This window comes from Metabacillus sp. Hm71 (assembly GCF_051842955.2).
Taxonomy (GTDB): Bacteria; Bacillota; Bacilli; order Bacillales; family Bacillaceae; genus Metabacillus.
This window is the reverse complement of record NZ_CM200278.1, coordinates 1,405,457-1,424,171: the sequence shown is the minus strand read 5'-3', so window position 1 is coordinate 1,424,171 and position 18,715 is coordinate 1,405,457. Positions and strand designations below refer to the sequence as shown.

At 36.9% G+C, this 18,715-nt stretch carries 16 protein-coding genes; 3 read left to right on the top strand and 13 right to left on the bottom strand.

The features are described 5' to 3' along the window. Positions 1-114 precede the first annotated feature (114 nt). The 4 genes from ACSVDH_RS07015 to ACSVDH_RS07000 form a co-directional block, all read right to left on the bottom strand. Complete coding sequence (locus ACSVDH_RS07015) at positions 115-642, bottom strand: DUF2179 domain-containing protein (protein WP_439249017.1); 528 nt, start codon at positions 640-642, stop codon at positions 115-117. 206 nt (positions 643-848) lie between these two features. Continuing rightward, positions 849-974 carry an aspartyl-phosphate phosphatase Spo0E family protein gene (locus ACSVDH_RS07010; protein WP_439249016.1) on the bottom strand — a complete coding sequence of 42 codons (126 nt, stop codon included), beginning with the start codon at positions 972-974 and terminating at the stop codon, positions 849-851. Positions 975-1,229: 255 nt separating this feature from the next. After that, on the bottom strand, positions 1,230-3,311 hold the full coding sequence (locus ACSVDH_RS07005) for a peptidoglycan D,D-transpeptidase FtsI family protein (RefSeq protein ID WP_439249015.1): 2,082 nt from the start codon (positions 3,309-3,311) through the stop codon (positions 1,230-1,232). A gap of 63 nt (positions 3,312-3,374) precedes the next feature. Further along, positions 3,375-5,381 carry a penicillin-binding transpeptidase domain-containing protein gene (locus ACSVDH_RS07000; protein WP_439249014.1) on the bottom strand — a complete coding sequence of 669 codons (2,007 nt, stop codon included), beginning with the start codon at positions 5,379-5,381 and terminating at the stop codon, positions 3,375-3,377. Positions 5,382-5,613: 232 nt separating this feature from the next. On the opposite strand from ACSVDH_RS07000, the gene ACSVDH_RS06995 reads away from it, so the two are divergent. Both ACSVDH_RS06995 and ACSVDH_RS06990 read left to right on the top strand, forming a co-directional pair. Next, complete coding sequence (locus ACSVDH_RS06995) at positions 5,614-6,003, top strand: BlaI/MecI/CopY family transcriptional regulator (protein ID WP_439249013.1); 390 nt, start codon at positions 5,614-5,616, stop codon at positions 6,001-6,003. Position 6,004: 1 nt separating this feature from the next. After that, entirely contained in the window at positions 6,005-7,819 is a 1,815-nt protein-coding gene (locus ACSVDH_RS06990) for a BlaR1 family beta-lactam sensor/signal transducer (protein WP_439249012.1), read from the top strand. A 508-nt stretch (positions 7,820-8,327) separates the two neighbouring features. Here ACSVDH_RS06990 and ACSVDH_RS06985 read toward each other — a convergent pair. The 5 genes from ACSVDH_RS06985 to ACSVDH_RS06965 all read right to left on the bottom strand — a co-directional run bounded on the left by ACSVDH_RS06985 (position 8,328) and on the right by ACSVDH_RS06965 (position 14,191). Next, complete coding sequence (locus tag ACSVDH_RS06985; RefSeq protein ID WP_439249011.1) at positions 8,328-9,248, bottom strand: helix-turn-helix transcriptional regulator; 921 nt, start codon at positions 9,246-9,248, stop codon at positions 8,328-8,330. 30 nt (positions 9,249-9,278) lie between these two features. Continuing rightward, positions 9,279-10,115: a carbohydrate ABC transporter permease gene (locus tag ACSVDH_RS06980; protein WP_439249010.1), complete on the bottom strand. Its 837-nt coding sequence runs from the start codon at positions 10,113-10,115 to the stop codon at positions 9,279-9,281. A gap of 1 nt (position 10,116) precedes the next feature. Then, on the bottom strand, positions 10,117-11,082 hold the full coding sequence (locus tag ACSVDH_RS06975; RefSeq protein ID WP_439249009.1) for a carbohydrate ABC transporter permease: 966 nt from the start codon (positions 11,080-11,082) through the stop codon (positions 10,117-10,119). Positions 11,083-11,113: 31 nt separating this feature from the next. Beyond that, complete coding sequence (locus ACSVDH_RS06970) at positions 11,114-12,427, bottom strand: ABC transporter substrate-binding protein (RefSeq protein WP_439249008.1); 1,314 nt, start codon at positions 12,425-12,427, stop codon at positions 11,114-11,116. A 435-nt stretch (positions 12,428-12,862) separates the two neighbouring features. Next, positions 12,863-14,191 (bottom strand): 6-phospho-beta-glucosidase, encoded by a 1,329-nt coding sequence (locus tag ACSVDH_RS06965; RefSeq protein ID WP_439249007.1) that lies wholly within the window; start codon positions 14,189-14,191, stop codon positions 12,863-12,865. 188 nt (positions 14,192-14,379) lie between these two features. Between ACSVDH_RS06965 and ACSVDH_RS06960 the strand changes: the two genes are divergently transcribed. Then, positions 14,380-15,111 (top strand): MurR/RpiR family transcriptional regulator, encoded by a 732-nt coding sequence (locus tag ACSVDH_RS06960; protein ID WP_439249006.1) that lies wholly within the window; start codon positions 14,380-14,382, stop codon positions 15,109-15,111. 401 nt (positions 15,112-15,512) lie between these two features. Here the strand turns inward: ACSVDH_RS06960 and ACSVDH_RS06955 are convergent, their stop codons facing one another. From ACSVDH_RS06955 to ACSVDH_RS06940, 4 genes are all read right to left on the bottom strand, one after another. Further along, positions 15,513-15,845, bottom strand: a complete 333-nt coding sequence (locus tag ACSVDH_RS06955) for a hypothetical protein (protein WP_439249005.1) — start codon at positions 15,843-15,845, stop codon at positions 15,513-15,515. Positions 15,846-15,912: 67 nt separating this feature from the next. Further along, a complete protein-coding gene (locus ACSVDH_RS06950) occupies positions 15,913-16,788 on the bottom strand; it encodes a nuclease-related domain-containing protein (RefSeq protein WP_439249004.1) in 876 nt (291 codons plus the stop codon). Between the two features lie 654 nt (positions 16,789-17,442). Continuing rightward, entirely contained in the window at positions 17,443-17,637 is a 195-nt protein-coding gene (locus ACSVDH_RS06945; protein ID WP_439249003.1) for a YwbE family protein, read from the bottom strand. Between the two features lie 245 nt (positions 17,638-17,882). Next, entirely contained in the window at positions 17,883-18,668 is a 786-nt protein-coding gene (locus tag ACSVDH_RS06940) for a DeoR/GlpR family DNA-binding transcription regulator (RefSeq protein ID WP_439249002.1), read from the bottom strand. Positions 18,669-18,715 lie beyond the last annotated feature (47 nt).

The window sequence follows — 18,715 nt, the reverse complement described above, 5'->3', positions numbered from 1 at the left end:
CTCTACAGCCGGTTGCCAATTTTCCAGGGGTACTTTTTAGAAATCAGAGAAAAGACAATCACTTGTTTTTGCTAAACGTTTCTATATTTAATATCAATTCTACTAGAGATACTATTAATTAACATCTTTGCGCTTTTTCATAGCCTTTGTTAAATAACCTCCTTTAAATGAACGAGGTTCATATGAAACCATAAATGCCTTTGGTGCATTGCCATTTATAATTTCTAAGAGCTCTTTCTCCCGTGAACGTTTTGCAACTATATCCAAGCGATAACGTATGGAGTCAATACCTTCTCCCTCAAATACAGTAACGCCAAACCCAGATGATCGCAAAGCGCTTACCAATTCTTCGCATTTTTCAAGTAAACTCACATTATATGTAATATATCCAATTGCTAGTTTTCGCTCGAGATAGCCACCTAGTAATAAGCCTACACTAAATCCAATGACATACGCAGTGATGTTCCAGACATTAGATAAATCTTGAAAAACAATTCCTAAGCTTACAATATAAATACCGCCTTCTAATAATCCTACACCGGCTGCTGATTTTGTTTGATTTTTTACCAAAAGGATCGTTCTGATAGTCAACACAGGGACGTATATAATTTGTAATAAAAAAATAAGCAACGCTTGAATCATATTACTATCACTCCTTTACTTTCATATTTCCTTTCATATTTCCATATTTATAATTTATTGGGTCCTTCTGTTATTTACAAGAAAAATTCATTTAAATGTTGAATAAGTTATACATCAATCCATCCAAAAAAGCTTCCTCACACTATCGTGAGGAAGCTTTTTTCCTTACCTACTATAAGTCATTACATCTCCAACAATTTCTTTTTTTATAACATATAAGTAATAATCTTCTCATCTAAATCTTGACTCAATTTTATAACATCTGGATCAGCGAGCCCTTTTTTCATTGCCAGCTTAAACATATCCATACGGTGGTTTTCTATTGATTTCATCATATCTACTACATTTGATTGATTCATATAATGAAATTCCCTCATTTTTCGAATTGAAAGCCACTATGATATATCCATATCATTCATCTCTCTGTCTTTATATCTCATATAATAGAGCGTTTACAATGTAGAATAAAATAGAAAAAATTTCGAAAATGGCGGATTTTTTCTCTATTTTCTTAAAAATTATCAAAAAAGCCTCAACTTCTATATCAGAAGGAATTGAAGCTTCTATTCATCTACTAGTCCTCTTTTTTACTTTTTCTTGTTTTCAATTTCAGTAGTCGTAACATATTTCTTCTGCAATTCCACGTAAGCCTCAACAACCCGGTTCGCAATCGTTTTATTAATCGGATCTGAATCATTGCTGACCCATGGCACGACGACACTAAAGGCTACCTGTGGATGTTCTGAAGGATAGTAGCCTACAAAGTTTAAATTATTTGTCTCCGTTCCCCAGTACGCACGTTTCACGCCATAATAAGCGGTTTCAGATGTTCCTGTTTTACCAGCCACATCATGTGTAAATTTCCCTTCAGCGGTCCCGGAAGTCACGACAAGCTTAAATCCTTGTTGAACCCGCTCGATATCACTTGCTGTGTTATTGACTTTATTTAAAATCTCTGGTTTCTTGTCAACAATGATCGGTCCCAGCTCTGAGCCTTCCACAGGTTCATGAATGCTTGTCACAATCCGGGGCTGAATCCGATATCCTCCATTTGCGATAACCGAAACATATTGTGCCAGTTGCAGTGGTGTGTATGTGTCAAATTGTCCGATCGAAATATCTAAAAGCTTACCAGGTTCATCAGGCGGGTTCTGCAATCCTGATGATTCCCGTGGTAAATCAATCCCGGTTGGCACCCCTAAACCAAATTGCATAAAATAATTTCTTAGCTTCTGGAAATCCTCTGCTGTTGCATGAAATGGCCCATTTTTCACATAGTTGATCTCGGCGATTTTCATCGCAACAAAAAACATATAGACATTTGAGGATTCTTGTAATGCACTCAAATCAGTCATTAATCCTAAAGGGTACGCACTATAAGACTTCTTTTCAGGTGTACCTTTTAACTTGATCGGTGCATCATAATAGGTTTGACCGTGCGGCATCCCGTCTTGATAACCGGCAAGAACTGTCGCCCCTTTAACAGTAGACCCTGCTTCATATTGTGTGGTGAATGCTCCATAGGCATAATCAAGAACCTCGCTCCTGTTATCCGGGTCAAGCTGTTTGCCAACCATCGCTAACACATCACCTTGATAAGGATCCATCATCACAACAAAGACCCGATCCATTAAAGTATGCCTTCTGCCTGCTCGAAGCAATTCCTCCTCAATGATCTCTTCGACTTTCATTTGAAGCTCCATATCAAAGGAAAGCTTTAAGTCCTTGCCTCTTTGCCCCTCATCTATCACTTCTTCAGATACAATCTCTCCATTATTATCGGAAATATATTCGATCTTTGCTTTACGCGGATTTAAGTAATCTTCATATTGGTATTCTAAATAACTTTTTCCTACTCTTTCATTCCGGTCATAGCCTCTTACTGTATAAAAATCCTCCCGTGATTGCAGAATCCCTTGTTCAGATGTCGTTATCCCGCCAAAAATTGTTCTTAAATAATCACCGTACGGGTAGGAGCGGTCCCAATCAGTGATCACATCTACACCTGGCAATTCTTCTAAATGTTCAGCTACAGCAGCAATTTCACGATCCTTTAAATTTGTTGATTTTACAATTTGGGGTTCATATTGGTACCCCGAAGAAAAACGGGTGTAAATATAGGCAAGCTCTTGCTGGGCTGAACTAGCCTTCATTTTTTCCACGGCTTCATCTGGAACCCGCTCTACTTGTCGTTTGTATGTTTCTGATGGCTCTAACTCTACTTCATTTTTAGAAAGCAGTTTCTTAGCTTCCTCAGGGTTTGCTGCTAACCAATAATCTTTTAGATCACGATCCTTTAGCTCTTCCATTAAAAACTCAGCATCATAGCTGATGTACTCGGCAAGTTTTTTCGCTGTCTTGATCTTATCCTCCGCTTTTGTTGTTTTATCCACAGTATACGTAATGGCCGGTAAGCTTTTATTATCGACAACAACCCGATTATACCGGTCAACCATTTTTCCTCTTGGGGCCGGCAGGCTGGCATAATCGGCCTCCGTCTTTGAAACTTCCTTTGAAAACTCTTCCCCCTGAACAATTTGGATGATTCCTAAACGGACAATAAGTGCCACGAAGAGGGAAAAGACAAGAAAAAAGAAAATATTAATCCGAACATCCCTTGATTTTCTAAGCTTTCGATGGTCGGATGCTAGTACGTTTGGTTCTGTCAAATCCGGATCCCCCTCTAAATGCTTTTAGACGATCAGTTTAACAACTAATCTAGGAAACGAAGCTTATTTTTGTAAGTAATCAGCCAATATATTTCGCCCAATAGGTATCGCAGCACTGCTTCCGCCTTTCTCTTTCACATCTTCAAGTACGATGGCAAGAGAGATGGTAGCCGAATCGATATCTGTAGCAACGAACCAGCCATTTTCAGTTCCGTCCTCATCAGCTTGTGATGCTTTTATTTCAGCCGTACCTGTTTTGCCGGCTAATTGAACTCCTTCGATGTTGGCAGCACTTGCTGTTCCGCCTTGTTCTTGAATAACGGCAGACAATGCTTGTTGCAATGTCGCTAGATGCTCAGCTGATATAGCGGATTCTTTCCAAATCTCTGCCTTATGACCTTTTGTTTGAATAAGTGAAGGTGCCATGATATGTCCATCGTTTGACAAAGCACTATAAGCAAGAGCTATATGTAAGGACGTAACCATGATTTCTCCTTGTCCGTACCCAGAATCAGCAAGCAGGATTTCACGGCTAATGCTTCCATCATTTGAAATTTGGCTTTTGCTTAATGGATATCCCACATCCAGCTCATCCCCAATCCCGAATTTTTTTGCGCCGGCAATGAAGGCATCACTTCCCAAATCAAGTGCACTCATCGCAAAATAGATATTATCTGAGTGCTTCACAGCCGCTTTTAAATTGACAGCTGTTTGGTCATTCACTCGTGTAATGCTATAGTTGCCCCAAGAACTGTCTTTCTTCCATGATCGGGCGTTGATGGCGATTTGCTTTTCTGGATCTATTGTTCCTTTTTCAAGTCCGGTTGCAGCTGTCATTAATTTAAAGACAGAGCCTGGTGAGTACAATTTGCTAAAACGATTTTCTTCATCAGCAAATTGACTTTCTTCTCTCCTTTGTTGTTCTTCCCTTGTTATATAGGTTGTGTAGCGATTGGAATTATAAGAAGGAGAACTAACAAGAGCAAGGACCTCACCCGTTGTTGGCTGAACGGCTGCTGCTGATCCTTTTGCCCCCTTCATTTCATCATAGATGTTCATTTGTAAATCGAAATCAATGGACAACTGAAGATCCCTGCCATTTTGCGGCTCCTGTTTGGCAATGGTTTCTTCCCTTAATCCCTCTCTTTCTATATAAATCTCCGCACCATCTATTCCTCTTAATGTCTCTTCATAGACCTGCTCAAGACCTGCTTTTCCAATAAGCGAAGTCGAATGATACCCTTTTTCTTTTTTCTTTTCCAATTCCTCAGCCGTAATGCTTCCTATATAGCCAACCAGTCTCCCGAATGCTTCGTGATCCGCATATATCCTTGAATTTTTATTGTTGATAAAAATGCCGTCTTCTCCTCTTTCTTGTAACATTCCTACTTTTTCATCATCAGGAAGAAGATCGACAATTGGCACAAAGTAATTTGGATTTGAATTTTCATCTAGTTTTTTCTTAATATTTTCTTCGCTTATGTCTAATAAAGCTGCCAATTCTCTAATTTTTTCTTCTCGGTTGTGTTTGTCAAATACAGCTGGATTAACGCCAACCGTTTTGAAATCTCCATCCTTAGCGAGCGGATAATCATTTCGATCAAGAATACTGCCTCGAGTCGCTTTTATTGTTCTAACTCTGACCTTATCCCCTTTTTCCATCGCAGGGAAAATCAAGCTCTCATCCCATTGAAGCTTCCATTCCCCATCTTCTTTTACTAACCTTAACTGATAATCAGATCGATTCACTTTTCCAGCTGCTGTATCCATCTCCAATGAAAAAGGAATCACATTGTTTTCCCTTTCAATTTCATTTTTTACGATCTTAAGATCTCTTGCTTGGATACCAGAGTAGATATTTGAATATTTGGTCACAAAATCTTCTTCTGTTATGTACTCCTTTGATTCTGTTGATAATAAATCGTACAGTTTATGGTATTCCTGATTTGATAACAGATCAGAAAACTGTTCAAATGCTTCTGCTTGTTTCCTCTCATTTGAGCAGCCAAACAAAAGGATTGAACAAACCGCAATTAAAAGTATCAGAAAAATTAGCCTCTTCTTATTCAATTTGTTACCTCCTTACACTTGCCATTCTATTTAATAAATGATAGTTCGTTTTAAAACTTACAAACGTAATCTTTAAGAATTATTACACGTGTAAGTTTTAAAGTCAACAGTTTTCTTACAAGTGTAAGTTTTCGATATTTTACCAATTAAGATAGGACATTACTCTCGTTGACTTAAAAATTAACCGACGATATAATCAATTTATTACAAGTGTAAGTTTAGGATGGTTGATATGAAAAAAAAATTACCTCAAATATCTGAAGCAGAATTAGAAGTCATGAAAATCATTTGGAAGCACCCTTCGATTAATACGAATGAAGTGATTGAAAAGTTATCGAAAACAAGTAAATGGAGCCCTAAAACCATTCAAACGATGCTGCTTAGGCTATTAAAAAAAGGTGCCTTAAGTCATCATAAGGAAGGCCGCGTCTTTGCTTATACGCCAAATGTAGCTGAAAGTGATTACCTGGAAGTGGAAAGCCGCAGTTTTCTAAACCGTTTTTATAATGGGGCACTCAACTCAATGGTGTTAAACTTTATCGAAAATGATAAGCTCTCAGATGATGAAATTAATGAATTGTATCAAATATTAGAAGAACGAAAAAACAGGAAGCAGGAATAATATGGGAAACTCTTTCTTCTCTCTCTTTTTCATCTGTAATATCCTATTATGTGTGATGTTTGGTGTCATCCTGTTCATTAAGAAAATTGGAAAAAACCATATAACGGTTAAAACTCAATATGTCATCAGTATCATTGCACTTTTAACATTGCTGATTCCATTTGTACCCTATCAAACTCTTAACACCTCCACTTTTTTTGACTGGATAATGAATATAGATGAACAGCAGACTTCACTTTCTGAAATGAATTCTACGGATAAATCAACAGAACCAATGACTCAGAATGGAAATATGCTGCAGGATTTTTCGATGTCTGTTAACCAATCGCCATTTAAATTAATGGATACTGTTTTTTTCATTGTCTGGATCCTTGGAATTGTTGGCATGCTGCTGGCAACGTTAATCAGCAATCGAAAAATCAGCACTATAAAAAAGAGTCTTCAAAACGTTCCCAACGAAGAAGTCATTTCTCTTTTTGAATTATGTAAAAAGGATATACATTTACGGAAAAAGATTGTTCTCGGAGCTTCACCATTGATCCAATCACCGATTACCTTTGGTCTATTTCGTCCATACATTGTCCTGCCAAAAGATTGGTCTTCTCTATCAACAAACGAGCTGAAATGTGTCCTTCTTCATGAACTGTACCATTGCAAGCATCGGGACATGCTCGTAAACTACTTGATCTGTCTGTTTAGAGCGGTTTATTGGTTTAATCCATTTGTGTGGTATGTTTTAAGAGAATTAAAGACAGAGATGGAAATGAATTGTGATTATGCCGTTTTAATAACACTTGATCAGGAATCACAATTCAAATATGGAGAGGTTATTTTAAAATTTGCTTCCCTTCCACAACGTACCTCCTCTTTGATAGCTGCTTCGGAAATCGGCAGCTCATACAAACAAACGAAAAAGAGGATTGTGAATATCGTTAATTTTCAAGCGGCATCACTGCAGCTGAAAATAAAAAGTGCGTTCGTCTTTATTCTTGTGTTTGCAGTCATCATCATGAGCATTCCATCTTTATCCGTATTGGCTGTGAACAAAAATACGCATGCTTTATCGAAAACAAATGTCGTCTACAAAGATTACAGCAGCTTGTTTGATGAATTTTCCGGAAGCTTTGTACTGTATGATTCTAAGAAGAATATGTATACCATTCACAATAAAGAAGAGAGTACGACGAGGCTTACACCTAATTCTACTTATAAGATATACAGCGGCTTGTTTGCCCTGGAATCTGGAATTATTACAAAGGATCATTCGGCAATGAATTGGGATGGAACACCACATGAATACGATGAATGGAATCAAGATCAGGATTTATTCTCTGCAATGAAACGTTCAACTACATGGTATTTCCAACACCTTGATCAACAGCTAGGCAAGAAGAAATTAGAGCAGTACGTTGATAAGATCGATTATGGCAATGGTGATCTTTCAAGCGATATCACGACTTATTGGCTGGATGGAACATTAAAAATCTCACCTATTGAGCAAGTTGATCTTTTGAAAAAGTTTTATGATAATGAATTCGGATTTGAGCAAGCAAATGTCCAAACGATAAAAGATGCCATTTTTATAGAAGAATCAAATAATAAACGATTCTCAGGAAAAACAGGAACCTCTATTGTAAACGGAGAAGATATTGATGGATGGTTTATTGGCTATGTAGAATCAGCGGATAATACGTATTTCTTTGCGACCCATATTCAGGGTGAAAAGCAGGCTGGCGGAAGTTCTGCTGCGGAGGTTGCGCTTTCGATTTTGGCGGAGGAAGGGATTTATCCATCAAGTTCTGCTGCTCAGAACTAGTTTTTTATGTAAATACGTTTTAACACTTCACAACCGCAGATGAATATCTGCGGTTACACCTTTCAAAATACTTCATTTTAAGCGTAATTTACTGAATGACAAGTTTAATGTTCAATTATTTTATCTATTAATTAAAATGGAAATGGTTGTGGTTCTTTTTATACGGAGGTACATTGCAAAGATAGTATACCCGATGTTTTATTTTAGAATAAAAGGAAGCTTTCCATCCTCTCCCTTTTATAAAACAGAAAAAACCCGAATATTGGACTCTATTTTTAAAGTGTCTAATATTCGGGTTACAGTTCATACATATGAGAAGGTCATTTTTTTATTAAACTTAATTTCCTGTTTGAGAGCTTTGGCTAACAATTTGGCTTAAAGCTTCGTTTATTGGTGTAGCAGGGCGACCAAGTAATTTACATCACAACTTCATAACCTGAATCTATTTTTTTCTGATTTCCCACAAACAAGCGAAAGGGTAAAGCAAGTTGCCTCGCTTCACCCTTTTCTATCGATTTACATATAACGCATGATCCACTGACGAAGAAAGTTGTTGCGTTTTACAATATTTTATTCGATAATCCGACGGAGTCATTCCGGTTTTTTCTAAAAAGATTCGACTAAAATGGGAAGTGTGTTTAAATCCAGCTTCTAACCCGACTTCTGAAATTGACTTTTTTGGTTCAGTTTGCAATAGCCTTTTTGCCCGGTTTATTCGGCATCCCATTAGATACTTTATAATGGTTCCACCCGTCATTTCTTTGAATATATGAGACATGTAATATTTACTGATATTGAGAGTTTTCGCAATACTGTCCAATGTTACATTTTCATGGTAATGCTGTTCAATCCATACGATGATCCGTCTCACATGCTGTGCCTTTTCAGATTCAACTTGAATCAATTTATTTAAGTGAGTCTGACTTAATTCGAAAATTTCAAATAGCAGCTGGATCACTAATGTTTGCATTTTCGCCTCTTGAAAACGGCTGTTTAATGTCATGTCATGACTCATAGATGTTTCCTTACTTTCCTCATATAAACCTGCAATTTGTTCGATCAACTTCTCAATGCGTGATAGCAAATCACTTGGTATATCTCGAAACAAACAATTGTTAAACGTATTAAAAGGGCTTAATAATTCTGGAAAGTCAAGAACTTCCAGGTCTGATTGAATCGTTTCAGCAGAAAAATGAATGACGCTACGCTCATACGGTTCAGGCGGCAATGGATTCGCCCGGTGAAGCGTTAATCCATTCATCAAGATCATATCCCCTGGCTGCAAATAGTAAACCGTATTATTGATTAAATAGTTGCAATTCCCGCTATGAAACATAAAAATTTCAAATTCCGTATGGGAATGAAAATCAAAACTATCTGATTGAGGATTGCCCCTGTTTCGGTAGTAAGCGAGATTACATGTTTTCACCCCAACACCTCCAACTTCCATGTCAAACGATTATTTTAAACCGGTTGTCGAAATGCCTTCCACAAGGTACTTTTGAAAAAACAAAAAGATGATAAACACCGGCAACAATGAAACGATGGACATCGCAAACAGCGGTCCCCATTCCGTTACTGAAGAAGGATCGGAAAATAATCGCAAGCCTAGAGATACGGTAAATAAATTCGGATCATTTAAATAAATTAATGGTCCCATAAAATCATCCCATGTCCAGTAGAACGAAAAAATAGCAACGGTTGCCAATGTCGGCTTCATCAATGGCAGGATAATTCTGAAAAAGATTCCGAACGTGCTGCATCCGTCAATAACGGCTGCCTCGTCTAATTCCTTTGGAATTCCTTTTATAAACTGAATCATTAAAAAAATGAAAAATGCAGACCCGCCAAGGAAAGCGGGTAACGTTAATGGGTTATACGTATTGACCCATCCAAGCTTGTGGAACAAAATATACTGTGGTATTAACGTGACTTGTGTAGGAAGCATTATCGTTCCTAACAAACAGATAAATAATATCCGCTTTAACTTGAAATCCAAACGAGCAAATCCAAAGGCAACTAACGAAGAAGAAAATAGTGTACCGACTACTACAAGTAATGTTACAAAAGCTGAGTTGACAAAGAAAGAGCCAAAAGTAATCCCTCCAAAACCTTCCCAGCCTTTAACATAGTTTTCCCATTTTAGAACAGTGGGAATTAAGGACGCTGCATTTTTGAACACTTCTGATTCCGGTTTTAAAGAACTCGCCAAAGTCCACAAAATTGGGTAAAGCATGACAAAACCGATGCCGATTGTGAAAAAGTGAAAGACAAAGCTTCTTGTCGATTTTTTCATTTTACTTCCCGCCTTCCGATTCATAATAAACCCATGCAGATGATGACTTGAAGATTAATCCGGTAAAGATCGCAACTATTATTAACATAATCCACGCCATCGCAGATGCATACCCCATTTGAAACGTAGTAAAACCTTTCTCATACAAGTACACCGCATAAAATAACGTTCGGTCGAGCGGACCCCCGGCCGTAATGAGAAAGCTCTGGGTAAAGGTCATAAAACCACCAATAACCTGCATAACTAAGTTAAAAAAGATGACCGGTGTCAGCATTGGAAGTGTTATTTTCATAAACTGACTAAATTTGTTTGCACCATCTACCGCAGCAGCCTCATAAAGCTCGGCCGGAATTTGCTTGAGTCCAGCCAAAAAAATCAACATTGGAGAGCCAAACTGCCAAACAACGAGAAGAATCAATGTCCATAATGCAAAGTTCGGATCTGAAATCCAGTTCGGTCCTTCCATTCCAAAATAACCAAGAATGCCATTAACAGCCCCTTCAAGACCGAACAGCTGCTTCCACATAACAGCAACAGCTACACTCCCGCCTACAATCGAAGGGACATAATAAACAGCTCGATAAACACCGATTCCACGCCGAGGTTTTACAAATAACATCGCTACAAACAAAGCGAACGCAAGCTTTAATGGAACAGATATAAACACAAACGTAAACGTGACCTTAAGAGCGGTCCAAAACCTCGGGTCTTCCGTAAACATATTGATGTAATTTTCGAGACCGATCCATTTTGGAGTCGTTAACATATCATAATCTGTAAATGACAAATACAATGAAGCAATCATTGGACCGATCGTAAAAATAAGAAATCCAAGTAACCAAGGTGAAATAAACGCAAGTGCTGTACATTCCTTTTTCAAGCTTTTCCTTAAATTAGAAACTTTTGCACGCTGTTGAGTGAGTACTTCTACATTCGGCATCTCTTTTGCATTTGTATTCGCTTTCAATTTTCGCACCTCCAATGGAATGAATAAATAGTTATTTGTTTTTTGCTAATATTTCTTCCGCTTCTTTCCGGAATTGACTGGCAGCTTCTTCCACACTGATGTTTCCATAATTTAATCGCTCTATGATTCGATCAAACAGTGTACCTACTTCACCTGATCCTGGTGGATCTGGAGGATAAATCGGGCTTGAATGGGTTTCAACGCGTTCAACATAGTCGAACATTTCTTTCGCTGCGTCATTCATTTGAGGTCTTAAATGCTCCCGAACTTTTTCTGAAATGGGGACGCCTCTTTCGGCAGCAAGTATTTCATTTGCTTCTAGATCATTTGTCATAAAATCCACAAATTTCGCGGCAGCTTCCTGATGTTTTGATTGCTTTGAGACGGAGAAAAACTGGGACGGTTTTAAATAGAGCCCCTCTTTACCATCTGGAGTGCTTGGAAAGACGGCTAATTTAATATCTTGTCCAGCTGATTGCTGCAAAGCAACAATTTGGTTGCTGTGAAACCAAAGAAAAGGAGACTTTTCATGTACAATTAACTCATCTTCAAGCCCTTGTATGGCTGTTGTTACCTTTAGCGGTGCAGCGACACCCTCATTTAACAAATCATCCCAATACTCGAGGAAATCGATTAGTAATTGGTCATCTTCATATCCAAGTCCTGTGCCTTCGCTGTTATAAACTTCAAAGCCATGTTGTCTTAAATAAATGTTAAACCATGGCAGACCATTGGCAACTCCCCCTGCCCCATACAAACCTTCCCCGAATTTTTCTTGAAGCTGCTTGGAGACTTTTGCGTAATCCTCCCATGTATAACCTGGGTTAAACTCCTCTAACCCCGCTTCTTTGAACATTTCAGGATTATACGCAACCGCCGGCGAATTCGTGCCTAAATTAACGGCGTAAAGCTTGCCATCCACATATCCGCCTTCAATATGCGCCTTTCCAACATCACTTAAATCTAATACACCTGACTCAACATATGGGTTCAAATCGACAATAAGATCGCGATCAATATATTCCATTAATTTCGCATAATCCATTTGAATAACGTCCGGCAAGTTTTTACCTGCAGCTGCAGTCGCTAATTTTTCCCAGTAGCCATCCCAGCCGGTAAATTCAGGAATAACGTGTATGTCCGGATTCTCTTTTTCAAATAATTGTATGGCCCTTAAGGTTTTATCATGGCGATCCTGGGATCCCCACCAGGCAACCCGAAGCTGAATTTTTCCGTCTTTTACCCCTGAATTCGCACCGTTTACTGTAAAACTGCACCCCGACATGAAACCTGCCAGTAAAACGAAAATAATGACAATCGATAGTTTTTTCAAATGGTAAGACACATGCAACTCCTCCTTGGCAGTTATCTTTTGTACTATGATTTACATAGTTTATTCCAGCACTTATTGACAACGCTTTCATTTCCCTTGCTAGTCTATGAAAAGCATTAGAAGTGCCTTCCACCTTCCGAATGGAGAATAACCATGTACAATAGCCTCCTTTTTAGAGTTATTTTAATTATAGTAAAAATCTAAAAACGATGCTTGCTTCTCGTTGTGTTTTTTACTATGAAAATTTAACTCTCGTTGCTGTATGATTTTGAAATTCCTTGCAAATTATATTTTCCTGGCAATATAGAAAAAGCTGCCTAATTTAGGCAGCCTCCTTTTAAGAAATGCACTTTTATAGTTGACTTAAAGAAAACAATGATCTTTCGAATACGTAGCTAACTTGCATGAAAAGCACAATGAACTTCTCTAGTAAAATCTAAGACTTGCTTACACTTCTGCTGTTTGAAAAAACTGTGGTAAATGCTCCTTATGGGCTTCTAGCATTTCATCCAAAATCGCTTTCCCTACTTTATCAGAAGGAACTAGCGGATTTATTGTCATGGCTAGTAAAGCTGTATCGTAGTTTCCTGTTACTGCTGCCTCAGCTGCTACCCGTTCAAATGATTTAATTTGTTGCACTAACCCTCTAACAGCAACTGGTAAATCTCCATTAATGATTGGTTTTGGACCTTCTTTCGTGATGACACAACTTACTTCCACAGCAGACTCATACGGAATACTAGCGATTGCTCCATTATTAATTGTATTTACAGGCTGAATATCCCGCTTATCGTTATAAATGGATGAAATTAATCGAACGGCTGCATCACTGTAATACGCTCCGCCTCGTTCCTCTAACTGAGGTGGTTTGATGGATAAATTAGGATCTTTATACAGTTCGAATAATTCCTCTTCCAATTTCTTTACGACTTCCGCTCTCGTTTTGCCCTCTTTAAAGTTTTTCATCTCTTTTTCTAGCATTTCATCACTCTTATAATAGTAAAGATGATATGGACAAGTTAGAACATTTAATGCGCGAATAAATTCAGGCTCCCATCCTTGCCCTTCTATGTTTTTAACAAAGCTGCTGTTCTCCGGATTTGATAAAAGTTCGATTACTCTCTCTTTAACACTTACCCCGTCCAGATACACATCTAATCCATATACCATATGATTTAAACCAGCGAAATCAATTCGAATACGAGAATGGTCAACATCTAATAGCTTTGCTACCCCCATCTCAATTCCGATCGGAACATTACATAATCCAACGATTTTCTTATGGTCTGTATAGCGAAGAACAGCTTCAGTCACCATGCCGGCAGGGTTTGTAAAGTTAATCAACCACGCATCTGGACATAGTTCTTTCATATCTTTTACAATGTCCAAAATAATTGGTATCGTACGTAATCCCTTAAAAAGACCACCAGGTCCGTTTGTTTCTTGGCCTAATACTCCATGACTTAAAGGAATTCTTTCATCTTTAGCACGGGCATCCAGTAATCCTACGCGAAATTGTGTCGTAACAAAATCTGCATCCTTTAATGCCTCTTTCCTATCTAATGTTAGATGAACCTTGATTGGGAGTCCTGCCTTTTCGATCATTCTTTTGGCAAGGTTCCCGACGATCTCTAGCTTTTCCTTCCCTTCTTCTATATCAACCAACCATAATTCCCTTACAGGCAATTCAGCATATCTTTTAATAAAGCCTTCTACTAATTCAGGAGTATAACTTGAACCTCCGCCAATCGTTGCGATTTTAATTCCCTTACTCATGGATCATTCCTCCTAAAAAATATCGAATTTACAAAACCAATTATAGAGAAGAAAAAGCGAATAAAATATAGTTTTGAAAGCGTTAGACTTGTTTTACACCTAAAGACATTTGTTTCTTAAAAATTACACTATGTTTCTCTTTTGAAGTATAATGACAAAAGAAAGTTCACACGAAAGGTGAGAAGGATTTGTTTACGAATGAGGTCATTGCAACATTCAATGAATTGGAGATGCTGATTTACAAATACGTCATGCAAAATAAAGAAAAGGTCATTTATATGCGGATACGGGATCTTGCTGATGAGGCTCATGTTTCCACTTCTACAATCATGCGTTTCTGCAGGAAATTAAATTGTGAAGGCTTTTCGGAGTTTAAAGTAAAACTGAAGCTATTCATTGATGAAAAGAGAGACACAACGATCAAAAGCGGCCAGCACGTGTTAGCGGAGTTTTTTGAGCGCACTCAAAATGAGAAATTCATTTCTAAGCTAGAAGATGCTGCAGACACCATTTCTAAAGCTAATCATGTATATTTTATCGGGATCGGCAGTTCAGGTACGCTTGCTGAATACGGTGCTAGATACTTCTCAAGCTTAGGTACATTTTCTACATACTTAAAAGATTGGTATACCCCTATTCACGCCAACTTGAATAATTGCCTTACAATTGCTTTGTCCGTTTCTGGAGAAAATGAGTTTACCATATCTCATATACACAAGTTGAAAGATAAAAACAGTAAGATTCTAAGTGTGACAAACAACGGGCAGTCTACGATAGCCAAAATGTCTGACAAAAACGTATCCTACTATGTAACGGAGGAATTTTTTGAAACATCGAATATTACTACGCAAATTCCAGTTGTTTTTATATTAGAGGAATTGGCACGAAGGGTGTATGTGAAGAGTAGAAGGAATGATTGACTTAGGTAATCTTTATCTTCTAAATTGGTATAACAACTTTTATTTATACTAAAGCTGCCCTTGCCATACGGATAAACTGCCTCTTAAGAATAATATCAAAGGGAGCTGTCGTGACGATGCCTCCTTATAATATTCTCGTACTCGTTGGTAATATAAGGTTAACCGAAAATTAAACTGCACCCTATAGAGTAGACACTAAAAAGGGTTTATTTTATAGGGTGCTTTTAAGAAAACTCGCCAACTAGCGAGCCTGAAAGGCGAAGCGTAATGCGTAATTGCGCTTATACTTAATACTAAAAATTGGCCACTGCGTCGAATTCCCTTCTTCACTGCCAATTTATGCTTTCTTAAAGTGTAAAAAATTCTCCTTACTCATCAACAAGTAAAGGAGATTAGATTATTTATTCCAATATTGTAATCTTTTTTATAAAAGCAGTTTCATTGTTAGATAGATCAGTAGGTTCATCAAAAATAACTTGAACATTTTGATCTGGTTGAAGCTCTTCTAACTTTATAATCTCTCCATCTTTGCTTGTAATCTCAGTATCTTCTTCTACTGCAGCTCGAAGATCATAGCCAACCGTCTCTTCTGTGTTAGAAACATATTCAGTTACATCGAGAACGATTTCTATTCCACTTATTTCTACTATTCTTGATTCAATTTCATCAACTTTGTTATTGCAAGCAGCTAATAGAAAAGAGAAAATTAAAATACATAGAAATTTCTTCATCATTTTTCTGCTCCTGGTTTAATTATTCTTCTTACCAAGTAACCGGTGAAAAGTTCATATCCTTCTTTTCTTAAATTCTGTTAATATAATTTGCGCTTTCAATAAGATGTTTTATATTGTTAAGCTGAAAAGCTCCATATATTCTTTTTTGGGATGTAAGTTCATTTATAAAAAACTTTTGTAATTCCTCTTTATTCGTAAACCGTTTAACTATACTGTTATCTGACCAATCGTGTAACTCTTTTTTATCGTGATTAAAAAATACCAAGATGTTTATCCACGTTTCAATATCTTGACTTTTCAAATAGTTTGATAAGATGACGGCTGTCTGCTGAACCTGTTTAATTGGATTTTCATAAGTCTTTAAAGATATTTCTCCTGACTCAGCTTTATCAAATATTAGCGTTTCCTCTTTTTCACTGTTTAATAAATCTGCTAAAAATGAAAACTTTGGGGAGACCTCTCTTGTCATTCCCATCACAATATGGCCTTTCCAGCTTTTTGTTTCTATTACATATATACCAGTTGGGTAAAGTACAATGTGATCGATCTGCCGGACATTACCGTTTACATCCGGTATAAAAATGTTCGGCATAATAATCATTTCATCAGGAGAAATGATTCTGTTACTAATTAGATCTGATTTAAAATTTTCTAGTATTTGATGGGTAATTATTTCCCCATGGTTTCTATAATTTTTCCGTATATCTTCATTTTCAATCATCAGCTTTTCTATTTCGCGTTTGTATGATTCAGACAATAGTGTGACCTTCTCATCGAATGTTGCTGCTGCTGTTTCCATAGAAGCTTTTTGTAATTCTTTCATAGCTGCTAACTCTTGGTAATGGTCGTTTCTCATTTCTTTTTGTTTAGCCTTTTCTTTTTTTACTCTGTAAGCTAACCAAGCGACAGACACGGCAAGTAAAGTCGAAATTAACCAGGTCATTTATTTTCTCCTTTAAATTTTTTGTTCATCAATGAATTGGGGTTCTGGAAACCTCACTTTGTTGCATATCTCATTTATGGTGAATTTCGATTCCTGGTGAATAACTTATAGTTCATAGTTCGATTTATCTTGAAAAATCCCTTCTCTATTTCACGAATAAGGCGCTTTTCCCTCAAGTAATCTGCCCGTTCGTAGAGAGGACCCTTTAAATAAAGATGCGTTAATGCTAGGAAACTTTATGCTAAAATAAGCCTAGCAAAAAAGATTCCATCCAGTAAAAGACAATGTGTAAATAAAAAAGTTAGAACACAATAAATCAATGAATTATTATTGATAAAAGTGCTATAATGTGAGTACACACGATTCAAAAGGACTGAAAAATAAGTTAAAATAGGTACATGAAGAATAATTATCGCAACAATCCAGTACAAAAAAAATAACCGCAGTGCGCCAACACTACGGTTACCTGTACAATTGCGATCGCAAAGTGAGCGATTGGCATTAAAAGGTTTTTCACATAAAAGTAGTCCACTCTCGTCGCCAAACAGCAGGGTGGATTACTTTTTTATTTTCTCGATTAATAGGACGATTAAGTCACTAAAGCTATCGTAAACATTGCTATTATTTGAGAGATAAATAAAGAATAACATCTGCTTAGTTTAAAATTTCCTTCACTCTACCTACGATACCGTTCTCTAGCATCACCTTAATACCATGTGGATGTGTATCAGAATTTGTCAGTATTCTTAAAACAACACCTTCAGTTAATTTTCCAGAGCGTTGGTCTTGTTTTTGCACAACTCTTACTTTTGTTCCTTGTTTGATATTTTCTCTTTTAGTTCCTGGCATATTCTATATCTCCTTTTTCTTTAATTATAGCCAAACTTTTATAGGTCACTTAAAAATTCACAGAATAATTAATCTTAAATTAACATGTGAACCTTGAAACTGATTCATTTAGAAATAATTTTTAAAAAGCTAGAAACAGTATTTTTACTGCTTCTTGCTTTTTTCTGACGATCAGAGAGGGTTCGAACCCCCCCCCACTCCTCCCCTGTAAAAAAATGTTGTGGGGAATAGATATGAAGAAATCTTTATTCATTCAGCGCCCCTTTGTCTGGTTCGACTGTAATAACAGTAGCATTCATCTCTTTTAATTGTTTTAGTAATTCATCGTCAATGTTAACATCAGTGATCAAAATATCTACGTCTTCTATAGCAGCAACTTTGTTCATAGTTATAGTATTAAACTTAGAATAATCGGCCATAACAATAATTTTTTGACTATGAGTCATCATTAATCTTGAAACCTCAGATTCTCCCATATGGACATTTGTATAACCGGCATTTAAATCAATACCACCGATACCAAATATTCCTTTATCAACATATAGATTTTCAATTCCTCTATATGCTATTGGACCAAATAAGGATTTCTCATTTTTACGAACCGTTCCACCAATAATGATCACTTCAAAGTCTGAATAATCGATTATTTCATTAGCTATAGGCAATGAGTTGGTGATGATTGTTAAATTTTTTTTATTTAAAATCTCACGTGTAAAAAACCATGCTGTGGTTCCATAATCAATATAGATTGTATCTCCGTCCTCGATGAATTCGGATGCTTTTTTAGCAATACTACGTTTTTCAGCTTCATTTGTACTTTTTCGATTAGTATATTTTGTTTCAAGATTCGCTTTATTTAATATTGCTCCACCATGGACTTTTCGAACAAGTCCTTTTTCCTCCATTTCGTATAAATCTTTACGAATTGTCTCTCTTGTTACATTTAAATCTCTACTAAGATCAGATATTTTAACAGTCCTAAATTCCAGTAACTGTTTCATAATCTCTCTTTGTCTATCTTGCGGAAGCATTGCCTCACCTCCAAGAGTAATATTATCGGTTTTAATTAATTATAAAA